This window comes from Verrucomicrobiia bacterium, from assembly GCA_035460805.1.
Lineage (GTDB): Bacteria > Patescibacteriota > UBA1384 > CAILIB01 > CAILIB01 > DATHWI01.
The window spans coordinates 1-2,898 of sequence record DATHWI010000021.1; the positions used below are offsets into that span (position 1 = coordinate 1).

Here is a 2,898-nt window from a genome sequence, read left to right on the forward strand (position 1 = left end):
CCGGGGAGGTCGCAGAGTTCTTCTCAGGTAGTGTTGTCGGCATGCCCCTCTTAGTTACTCAGCCATACTTACCGTATAGACTGCCTTCTCTGTATAGAATACCAGGGAGTCGGATCTCTCGAAATAGAACATCCCTTGGACAGGTGAGGTGCTAGGGAGTGTGTAAGGGATTTTCCTACTGTTTCCCTGGAGGTTGTACTGAATGAGGGAATTGCTTGTTGGCTCTGGGAGGTAGAAGGTGTTGCTTGTTTTCCAGGCAGCAGTAGCCACGGTGCCCGCAGTGGCAATGGCTGTTTCTTTCCCCGTCGCTAGGTCTCGAAGGCTAAGGGCTAAATTGTCCCGCTCAAGGAGGAGGGTTCGTTCGTCAGGGCTAAAGCTTACGCTGCGGACATTACCAGTGTCAGTAGCGGGGACAAAGTTTCCGTTTACCAGGTTATAGATCCAGACATTGTTCTGGCTTGCATCAACCGATTGGTTCAATACGGCAATAAAGCGGCTGCCTGGTGACCAAACCACTTTGGGGTTCGTGAAGCCGGTCATGTCGGCCTTGCGCTCCATGGTGGTAAACCGCTTATCGGAAAGGATTAGTGACCGCTCCCCGTTTGCCCGCATAAGTGCAGCTGCTACCCGGTCATCGTTAGGGTCCCAAACGGGAGAGACTACTTCTAACTCAGCCACTTTGTCAAAACGCTGGGTACGGAAGTCGAACTTAGGCATCTCTAACAGGTATACGCCGTCATTGCGGGTCACCATGGCGACATCACCACTGATGGGCCATTGGACGTCCCGTATCGGGCTAATGCTGCGCTCGCTGACGGCAACTTGAGATTGGGTGGTTGTCTCTAGGCGGTAGAGGCGTGTGCCGCTGTCACCTACGTAGAAAACCAGGTTGTCATCTGGGAGTGGGCGCACAAAGCTGACGGTGGCACTTTCATTTTGCAGTGCGCTAATGGGTGCCAGGGTAAACACGGGACGGACCGTAATGGTTTCACCTACTGGTATACGGATGTCCTGAGAGAAAGGCAGGTATTTAGGGCGGGAGACTTCAAGCTTGTACTGCCCCGCAATAACAGGGACACGTAGACCTTGCTTGGTGGGCTTGGCCTTGGTGGTAACGCCATTAAGCTTAATGGTAATAGCCTCTTGGGGAACCTGGAGGATGAGGGTGCTCTGTCTTGAGCGGGTATAGAGAAAGATGCTGCTTACCGCTGCAATAATTACGGCGCTAGTAATGAGGACGCCGCGTATCCTAAGGGCACGTTTGCTTGCGGCAAACGGATGCGCGCTCATAGGTTAATGCCGCCCGATACGAGAGGGATCATATAGCGGATGAGGAAGTAGAAGATAATCCCAGAAATGATGCCGATGATCCTGGTCTTTGCTGCCCCCTGGCCGGCCGAGTTGCCCATTGCCAGCATGTACTGGACACCAGAGATGACCACCAAAATGACTGCTGCCAAAACGACGTAAGGCATGTTCTCTTCCAATATCTTGCTGATGTAGCAAGCAATTGGTTTGTTGGAATCAATTTTACCGCCCACTAGTACGCCAGTGGTTCCAGCCACGTACCCACACTTGTAAGGCTCTGCTGCATGTACCGAAGGCACCTCCAGGAGTAGGAGGAACAAATAGGTGGCAATGCTGGTGGGGAGGAAACGGAACATGGGAGTGGAAGTTGCTTTCCTGTTAAGTATAGCCCCTGTGGGTTAAAACCCAATATGGACGTGGTTGTTGTGTTCGGCTACGTAAAAGCCAGGCCTTCCCTTGCCGCCATCCACCGCCCATTGGGAGTCTTTCTGAGGGCCGATAACCTGTTGTGGCATAAGGCTCTTCTTCTTCAGTTCGGCTTGGTTGGCCAGTATCCATTGCATGAGGGATGGGGCGATATCCTCATTGCCTATGTCGATGCTGTTGCCTGAATAGTGCCGGGAAGTTGGTGAGTGGTTACCGCTTGTGATGGAAGAGACCTTTACTACTACGCTACGGTTGTCGGAGTCGTTAAGGTATTCCACAAGGAGTTGGCACATGTGGGGGTTGATAGGAGAGGTCCCGCCAGTCCGGTTTTGACCCTTTCCGGCAAGGAGGTACCCTTTGTCGCGGCCGGGGTTGTCGTACCGTACTCTGGAATGGTTACCAAGTTCGGCACACGAGCTGTCGTTGGAGCCGTCTACCGTTACAGCTCCCTGCTTAGAAACGGTGAAGTTGGTCAGGGGCCCCAGTGGCGTTTTGTCTTCCAAATCTTGCCGCAGGTAGCCCAAAACGATAGGTGTGTCTGTCACGGTGCCCAAGTACTCCGTAAAGGCCGTTCCGCCGCCCGCTACGCGCCCTGTATAGCCTTCAGGTACCTGCATACGTGGTTGTGGCCCTGCGGGCCCGCTCGTCCAAAGGGTGCGCTGCTGTGCACGCTCTTTTACGGTCACCCCCGTCCAAGGGGCTGGTCCCCATTCAGAGATCACCCCTACCGCTGCCCGGTTGGTTGCCGGATTGTAGAGCACCACCTTCCTGCCCATGAAGTACTTTTGAGGCTGCGCTGGGTTTAGCACTGTGTGCGGCTTGGTGTTGAAGCTCTGGTCCCACCAGTAGGTCTTCACATAGGGCCACCTGCCCGTCACGTACCACTTCAGTTCTTCATCGGTGAGCGGCCTGGTTGTACCAGTTTTGATGTCGTACATTTCACCACTTGCCAGACAGTCGATTCCCGATGTGCCGTTGTCACTTAACCACTTGCCACCCTCGTAGAGACAGGCCCTGCCTGCAATAGGCTTCTTGTCGTCCCCTGTTACGCCACTGGAGTTGCTAGGGGTGGCGCGGATGGCATCGCGCTCATCGCTGAAGCCGCCGCTCGTTGCCTCCAGGGTGAGGGTGGATTTGACCCGCTTTGTCTTAGGGTCTACCACG

Annotated in this window: 3 protein-coding genes; all 3 read right to left on the minus strand. The window is 54.4% G+C overall.

Translation table 11 applies throughout. The annotated features are described in order from the left end of the window. Positions 1-54: 54 nt before the first annotated feature. The gene (locus VLA04_00555; GenBank protein HSI20188.1) at positions 55-1,290 is read right to left on the minus strand and encodes a WD40 repeat domain-containing protein; all 1,236 of its coding nucleotides are present in this window, start codon (positions 1,288-1,290) and stop codon (positions 55-57) included. Beyond that, entirely contained in the window at positions 1,287-1,664 is a 378-nt protein-coding gene (locus VLA04_00560; GenBank protein ID HSI20189.1) for a hypothetical protein, read from the minus strand. Before VLA04_00560 ends, VLA04_00555 begins: the two co-directional genes overlap by 4 nt. Positions 1,665-1,706: 42 nt before the next feature. Beyond that, positions 1,707-2,898, minus strand: a 1,192-nt coding sequence (locus VLA04_00565) for a hypothetical protein (protein ID HSI20190.1), incomplete at its 5' end; no start/stop codon positions are given.